The organism is Butyribacter sp., assembly GCF_056818865.1.
Genome location: NZ_DBLYGC010000039.1, coordinates 1 through 7,928, shown reverse-complemented (window position 1 = coordinate 7,928; position 7,928 = coordinate 1). Strand labels below are relative to the sequence as shown.

The window sequence follows — 7,928 nt, the reverse complement described above, 5'->3', positions numbered from 1 at the left end:
TATATAGGGCAGGGACTGCCCAAATTAACGCCTGTGGAGATAGTAGGTTACGAGGTCGATGAAGCAGGAAGCCCATTGGCTTAAGACAATGGGTAGTTCACGGTGCGAAAGTGGACATTGAAAGCGTACTTTCCGCGAAAGGCAGCGATTTTTCTGTAAAAACGACGGTTCACATTCATAAACTCTTTGAGATGTTTGGCTTTGATGGAGTATTTGGAAGAAGTGCAGTTATGGAACTTCTTGAACTAAAAAGTTCAGGTGCTTCGAAATTTCTTTCCAATTTGGTGCAAGCGGATATTATTGAACCAGTATCAGGTCACGGGAAAGGAAAATATAAATTTAACAAAATCTCATTGTTTATTATATAACAACATAGGAGTATAATAAACATAGAAACTTGAAATAAGGAGGAAACATACATGAAAGAAACATTACAGGATTTAAAAACAAGACGAAGCTGCCGTAAATATAAACCGGACCAGATTTCTGAGGAGCAGTTAAATGAAATACTTGAAGCAGGAACATATGCGCCGACAGGAATGGGGGCACAATGTCCGGTCATTGTTGTAATTCAGGATAAAAAGACAAGGGATTATGTATCAGAACTAAATGCCAAAGTGCTTGGAAACAACACAGATCCATTTTATGGTGCTCCAACAGTACTGGTTGTGCTTGCAGAAAGAAGCAGAGGAACCCATGTAGATGATGGAAATATGGTTATTGCAAATTTATTAAATGCTGCTCATGCAGTAGGTGTAGATTCATGTTATATTTACAGAGCGAGAGAGGTTTTTGATTCAGAAGAAGGAAAAGCACTTCTTGCAAAATGGGGAATTACAGGTGACTATGAAGGAATTGGAAATGTAATTCTTGGTTATGGATTACCGGAAGGAATAAAGGAAGCAGCCCCGCGTAAAAAGGATTATATCATTCGAGTAAAAGAGGAAGCATAAATGGAGTTTTTAGATGTTTTGAAAAAAAGACGAAGTATCAGACAATATATCGGTGAAGAAATCTCAGAGGAACAATTACAGATGGTATTAAATGCAGGATTATTATCCCCTTCCAGCCGTTCCATCAGACCTTGGGAGTTGATTGTGGTACAGAATAAGGACACCTTGAAAGAGATGTCCGAGTGCCGTATCGGTTCGGCTAAAATGCTTGCAAATGCTTCGGCTGCAATCGTGGTAGTCGCCGATACAGAAAAATCAGATGTGTGGACAGAGGATTGTTCTATTGTAATGTCTAATATGCATCTGATGGCAGATAGTCTCGGACTTGGTAGTTGTTGGATTCAGGGACGTTTAAGAGAAGCGTCTGACGGACAAACTACGGAAGATTATCTGCGAAGAATTTTAGGATATCCGAAAGAAATACATCTGGAAGCTATTTTATCATTAGGAATTCCGGCAGTGCATCCTGAGGGACACTCTTTGACAGATATTCCTGAAAACAAAATACACTATGAAAAATATGGAAATACTGAGATGTTATAATGGAAAATCAACTTATTAGATTGCCAAATAGTGGACATTTTGAAGATGGCAGTATTGTTTGATTCTGATTTTGGAATGTGATAATATTATCATAGACAAATGAGATATGAAATCTGAGATGGTTACGTTACTTACATCATTGGCAAAGATGATAAAGACATAAGATTAATAAAAACTGCGATATTGTATGGATGAATTATCTATACAGTTTCGCTGTTTTTGTGCTAATATATATGAAAAGAAAATAGAAGGAGATTTGAGAGAACTTTGTAAAATATATAGCACATACATGGAAGGGGAAAGTAATGTTAACAATAAACCAATTAATGAAATATTTGAGGACAAAACATCATATTACTGTTAAAAGTAATCAAGCGCAGGCTTTACGAAACATGGGGTATTATCACGGTTTTAAAGGATATCGTTTTATTCGTATACCAAGTCAAAGAATTTCGTTTACATCTTTAGATGAAATTATTGCGTTGAATAAATTTGATATGAATTTAAAGGCAATTTTTTATCCTAAAGTAATGTTTATTGAAAACGCTCTAAAAAGTTATGTTATCGAATCAACTTTGAAAAACGCGAAATCGGAGAATTTGGATGTTATTTTTAACAAATCAATTACTGATTATCAATCATATACTCCGGGAAGTGCTATGTATCACAAGCAATATGCTAAGAGAATGATGCTTAAAGGTAAGATAAATAGTGCATTGATTCGAGATTATGGAAATAATAAAAAAACAGTGAATTATTTTTTTGATACAGATAAATCAATACCGATATGGGCGATATTTGAATCTCTTACGCTTGGAGAATTTGGTACTTTTTTTGCATGTGCAAATTCTGATGTTAAGTTGTATACATCAGCAACATTACACCTTCCCAACAATCTTGATTCAGATGGTAAAATAACGGAATATATTATATATTCGTTGAAGGATCTTAGAAATGCGGTTGCACATAATAATATTATTTTTGATACAAGATTCAGAACTGGTAAGATAAATCAAAGATTAGTGGCTCTGTTAGAAGCAGAAGTAGGAATTGTAAATCTTGATTTTAAATATATTTATGCGTATATTATTCTTTTGACATATGTTTTGAGAAAAATGGGAGAATCCAAGACAACATGTAAACAATTTTTGAATATGTTTATTTCATCGACTGATGAATTACGTAACCAGCTTCCAGCAAATGTATGTAATCAAATTTTAGGAACCCAGCAACGTTCTCATCTTAAGCAATTACAAAATTTTATTAATAATATTAATAATTTCTGATAGAACTTGCATAAATTTTGACCATATGGTATATTATATGTATGAATTGCGGTGGGCGTCTTCGGACAACACCTTGAAAGAGCTTGATGCGTCGGGCTCTTTTTTTATTGTAATATGTGCATGATTATACTGTATAGGAATTACTATACAGTATTTTTTATAGACATGTTATTGTAAAAAAGGATTGGTACTATCTACGTATAGAATATTGTGCTAAAATATTTATTATAATATATTTTGTGGAGGTGCTTATGTCACTGATAGATACTTATAGGGGGTAATGCACTTGTATTTGTTGCACAATTTTATTCATTAATAGGATTTGGTAAAATTTTGAAAATAGCATTTAACAAGGCAAAGGCTGCGCTGATGTAAGAAGGAATTGAGGAAGAAACGACACTTGAGTTGTTTGTTCGAGAAGGAATGCAGCGTCCATAATATAAGGATTGGATAATTGTTCCTGTCAGAGAAGAAGAGGATACATATGTACTTGGACGTGCTGAAGCCCGTATCATTGAACTTGCCTGTGGTCCGGTGCCGGAAGGACATTCAAGGTGGACCATCCGGCTTCTGGAAGAGAAAGCAAAAATTGTTCTTGATACTCCGGTCAGCCGTGAGGCAATCCGAAGAGCCTTAAAAAAACAAACTTCGACCTCACAAAAACGACTACTGGTGCATCCCCCAAAAAGATGATGCCGAATTTATAGCATGTATGGAAGATGTCCTTGATGTATATGAACTCCCATACAATCCTGAAAGACCAGTTGTATGCATGGACGAAAAGCCTTACCAGTTACTGGGCGATGCAAGGAAACCACTGCCCATGCGTCCGGGTGACAATCAGAAAACAGATTCGGAATATGTCAGGAATGGTACCTGCAGCAAGACGGATTATCAAGCGTTTGGAAATTCACTATACACCCAAACATGGAAGCTGGCTTGACATTGCAGAAATAGAACTGAATGTAATGACCAGACAGTGTTTGTCACGAAGGATTGAAAACATTGCAAGTCTTCGTGAAGAGTTAGCTGCATGGGAAGTCGAGCGTAATAAAGTCGCAGCAAAAGTTAATTGGCAGTTCCGAACTGCAGATGCAAGAGTGAAGTTGAGTTTATTGTATCCTACGTTTACAACAGCTTCCGAATAGGAAGTTGTTGTAATGCTAAATATCAATATGCCAGCACAGTAGTATGTCCATTTATGCATCCATTGTGCTTTTCTCCAAGCGAAAGCGTGCTGCTGTAGGAAATCTGTTTTATCACAAGCCCTTAAAAGGGCCACAGCGATAAAATAGAAATGTGTGATATATTATAGAGAAGAAAGTAAAAAAATTTTAACTAGTATAACATAAAATAAATATCTGGATATATTTTTGCTTCTATGCTATAATCTAATCATCAAAATTTCCGAGGTGTTGGTTATGGCATTAGCAAAAGCAATTGAATTTCAGGAAATAATAATGAAATAGAAGGTATTCATGTCATAAATACAAAAACATTATATATAGGTATTGCTAAACATAATGCAAATGGAAAACAGAACTATATTTATTCAGTACCTAGAAGCAGTATTTAATAATTAAAAAATAACTTAATAACATGTATTTTAAGGAAAGGGGAGATTACAATGAAGTATTTTTTTACGAAAAAACATTTTTCAGTATTTTTTGGTAGTATTTTATTAGCCTTAATTTTGGGGTGTGGTCTGTATAACGGAGGCATAAAAGCATCTGCGGAGGTGACTACTGAAGTTTTAGGAAATACATTGACAGAGGTTTCGGGCAGTGGAACATTGAATGTTGCAGAAAATATTGAAGATATAAAATTGAATGTTTCAGAGACATCTGAGATAACAGATATCTGTGTTGCAGATGGAAATAAAAATTTTAAAGTATATGAAGGCGGACTTTATTCAGCAGATTACAGCACATTATATTTGGTGAGTGCTGGCAATGATACATTAAAGCTTCACCCTGATGTTAAAAAAATATGTGACGATAGCAGAGAAAAAAATCATTTTGTGTCAATAGAATGTGATGCTTCAAATGAAAATTTTTGTGTTGAAAATAATGTTTTATATAATAAGGACAAAACAGAAATCATTATTTTTCCGAGCAAAATGACAGAGTATACAATGCCTGAAACAGTCAGTGATATTTCGGTTATTACAAATGAATTCTGTAATGATTCTGAGGATGAGATGTTTGTAAGATACAATAATGTTGCATCTAATCTTGAAAAAATTGATGTTCACAGTGGTAATAAAAAATATGTTGCAATAGATGGCGTGTTGTACAACAAGAGCAAGACAGAGCTTGTTTTATATCCAGAGTCAAGGAATGGTGTATATGTGATGCCTAAGTCTGTGAAAAAGGCAGATTCGGCTGTATTTTGTTCAGCAAGAAAACTAACACAGCTTACCATATCAATTAACAAGACATTTGTACTCAATGGCTGCACTTCGTTGAAAAAAGTTAAATATACTGAGGGTGTAAACGGAGTAAAAATATATGGAAACTTGTTTGGTGAGACAGGAACAAAAATTGATAGGATATACCTTCCATCCACTATAAGATATATAGAAATTATAAATGTAGGTAAGGGTGCAACTGTATATGGATATCAAAATACAGGAGATTATGAGTATGATTTATCTCCTATAGCTGATATAAAAAAATATGTGATTTCTCGTGGTTATAAATTTAAAAATCTTGGTACAGCACCTACAAAAGTAAAGAGTGCAAAAGCAACAATAAAAGGAAGCAATGTCAAGGTGAACTGGAAATCATTGTCAGGAGCTAAAGGTTACAAGATTTCATTTGTACCAGATAAAAAATATCGTTTCAATGAAGTGGTTTTGAAACAAATTTCAGGTGTAAAAAAGACTTCATGTACTATCAAAAAGAGTAAATTAAAAGGGAAAAAGAAGATATATATCAGAGCATATAAAGTTATAAACGGAATAAAAGTATATGGAAAAGCTGTTGAGATAACATGTAAATAAAAAAGGTTATTTCACGGTACGATTGGTACTGTATAATGAAAGGAACTAAAGTTATATTAGGTGCAGATAAGAGTTATAAAAATACCAATGTAAAGAAAGTAAATGCACAAAGAGCAGCTACACATTGACAAAAGGAAAGAGTGCCAAGATTAAAGTATCCACAGTGCTTGCAGACAAGAAGAAAAATAATTATCTGACGACATATAGAATAGTTTCGCTATAGAAGTTCAAACAGGGATATTGTAATCGTAAGCGATAACTGAAACATAAGTAAAAGAGGCTATATAAGTACATAGCCTCTTTTTTTATTCATCTTGAATGGTAATAGAAAATGCAGCAAAAGAGATAAAAGAGCAAGAAAATATAACTGAATAGATTTCGCTGTCGCGAAATCTAAGGAATAAAAGACTTTCAAAAAACTTCATAAAAAGAATCGCCACAAAAAGCAACACAAACAGTTACTTTTGAACGATTTTTTTTGATTTTATACTAAAATACGACCACTATGGTATTGTTCCTGGTCAGCATATGCATTCATTTTCTAACAAGGGCACGCTTTCGCTACACAAACTTCGTAGCAGTACATAGTATCCTAAAAAACAGGATACAAGTACTGGCGAGTTTGAAGTGCCCTATTATAGAAAAATGAATCATATGCTGACAGGTAATTTATGTTGTGTGTAAAAAATATAAAAAAAGCACCCTTTCAAACAATTAAAGTTGTATAATGTAAGTGCGTAAACCAACATTAGGAAAGGAGTGTTTTTCAATGAAAATAATATCACAATTATCACTGTTTGACGATACTTTTGAAGAAAATTTAGGAGATTTATTTCGGCTACAGACAATTCTTGCTGCTTTACCAGACGAAAAACTGATTCAAAAACTGCAAAAGATACGTGGAAAAGGCAGAAATGAATGGTCTGTTACAGCACTGTGGAATTCATTTGTTGCGAGTTTTATTTTCGATCATGACTCTGTTGCCAGTCTTTTAAGAGAATTAAAACGAAACAGTCAGCTGAGAATAATCTGTGGATTTGAACCTCATTTTTATAAAAGCAAAGGAAATGTCGAAAAAATAATTCACTGTAAAGTTAATTCGTTTGGAGGAAATTTGCATGGGTAATAGAAAAGAAGAAATATTAATTGTGGCATTGCATCTGTTTGCCAGAGATGGTTATGAGGCTGTTTCAGTAAGTCAGATAGCAGGAGAGCTTGACATAACAAAAGGGGCATTATACCGTCATTACAAAAGCAAAAGAGATATTTTTGACTGTATTGTCAAGAGGATGGAGCAGCAGGATGGTGAACAGGCATCAGATTATGATATGCCGGAAGAGGGTAAAGAGAGAATGCCGGAAAAGTATGAAACAGTGTCGTTTGATGATTTTGTGAAATACAGTAAGTCTATGTTTGAATACTGGACTGAGGATGATTTCGCATCATCGTTTCGGAAGATGTTGACAATAGAGCAGTTCCGCAGTAAAGAGATGCAGAGTTTATATCAGCAGTATCTTGTGGCTGGTCCTGCCTTCTATGTGAAAGATTTATTTGAAAGCATGGGAATTACAGATGCTAAAGACAAAGCAGTCAGATTTTATGCAATTTTGTATTTCTATTACAGCTTATATGATGGCACAGATGATAATGAAAAGGTAAAAGAAGAATTTGTATCAGCAATAAATTGTATGGTGCAGGAATTTAAATAAAATCTGCATTCCGTTTTTCAACCAGTAGGATACGACATGAAAGCATCCACCAAGTACATATTCGAGTAGCAGCTCTGAGTCCTGACTGCTGGCATTGGGACATTTTATCTGTTCTGTTTGTGTTTTCCAACAATGCATATATTTCTTTGACAAGAGAGTCTTCTGTTTTATCATATAAATCGGGAACATCTCTATAATATTTGTAGAAGGTTCCACGGTTTACGTCTGCTTTTACATAAGTATCCACAACAGTGATTTTATCCATTTGCACAAATACGAAAACATACTTATTTATTTTCGGCAGTTTAAAGAATAAAAGCGATAGAAATTCCAGTTGATATTTCACATATTTTAGGAAATTTAATAACTGTTATATTTGATTATCAAATTCTTCGCAAACCCTTGAAAATACTAAGTTTGTAGCAAGTGAACT

General features: G+C 34.2%; 9 protein-coding genes. 8 read left to right on the top strand and 1 reads right to left on the bottom strand.

Annotated features, from left to right (window positions below; all coding sequences use genetic code 11):
- Positions 1–110: 110 nt before the first annotated feature.
- The 8 genes from ACZLXV_RS12960 (at position 111) to ACZLXV_RS12925 (ending at position 7,495) form a co-directional block, all read left to right on the top strand.
- On the top strand, positions 111–368 hold the full coding sequence (locus tag ACZLXV_RS12960) for a hypothetical protein (protein WP_482383698.1): 258 nt from the start codon (positions 111–113) through the stop codon (positions 366–368).
- A 51-nt stretch (positions 369–419) separates the two neighbouring features.
- Complete coding sequence (locus ACZLXV_RS12955) at positions 420–953, top strand: nitroreductase family protein (RefSeq protein WP_482383697.1); 534 nt, start codon at positions 420–422, stop codon at positions 951–953.
- Positions 954–1,496 carry a nitroreductase family protein gene (locus ACZLXV_RS12950; protein ID WP_022223406.1) on the top strand — a complete coding sequence of 181 codons (543 nt, stop codon included), beginning with the start codon at positions 954–956 and terminating at the stop codon, positions 1,494–1,496.
- A 305-nt stretch (positions 1,497–1,801) separates the two neighbouring features.
- Positions 1,802–2,782 carry an Abi family protein gene (locus ACZLXV_RS12945; RefSeq protein ID WP_482383696.1) on the top strand — a complete coding sequence of 327 codons (981 nt, stop codon included), beginning with the start codon at positions 1,802–1,804 and terminating at the stop codon, positions 2,780–2,782.
- Between the two features lie 734 nt (positions 2,783–3,516).
- Positions 3,517–3,930, top strand: coding sequence for a hypothetical protein (locus tag ACZLXV_RS12940; RefSeq protein WP_482383695.1), 414 nt, complete (start codon positions 3,517–3,519; stop codon positions 3,928–3,930).
- Positions 3,931–4,409: 479 nt separating this feature from the next.
- Positions 4,410–5,786: a hypothetical protein gene (locus ACZLXV_RS12935; protein ID WP_022223401.1), complete on the top strand. Its 1,377-nt coding sequence runs from the start codon at positions 4,410–4,412 to the stop codon at positions 5,784–5,786.
- Positions 5,787–6,555: 769 nt separating this feature from the next.
- Complete coding sequence (locus tag ACZLXV_RS12930; RefSeq protein WP_482383694.1) at positions 6,556–6,912, top strand: hypothetical protein; 357 nt, start codon at positions 6,556–6,558, stop codon at positions 6,910–6,912.
- Entirely contained in the window at positions 6,905–7,495 is a 591-nt protein-coding gene (locus ACZLXV_RS12925) for a TetR/AcrR family transcriptional regulator (RefSeq protein ID WP_482383693.1), read from the top strand. The genes ACZLXV_RS12930 and ACZLXV_RS12925 overlap by 8 nt, the downstream gene beginning before the upstream one ends.
- On the opposite strand, the gene ACZLXV_RS12920 is transcribed toward ACZLXV_RS12925, so the two are convergent.
- Positions 7,460–7,633: a TetR-like C-terminal domain-containing protein gene (locus ACZLXV_RS12920; protein WP_482383699.1), complete on the bottom strand. Its 174-nt coding sequence runs from the start codon at positions 7,631–7,633 to the stop codon at positions 7,460–7,462. The genes ACZLXV_RS12925 and ACZLXV_RS12920 overlap by 36 nt on opposite strands.
- Between the last annotated feature and the right edge of the window lie 295 nt (positions 7,634–7,928).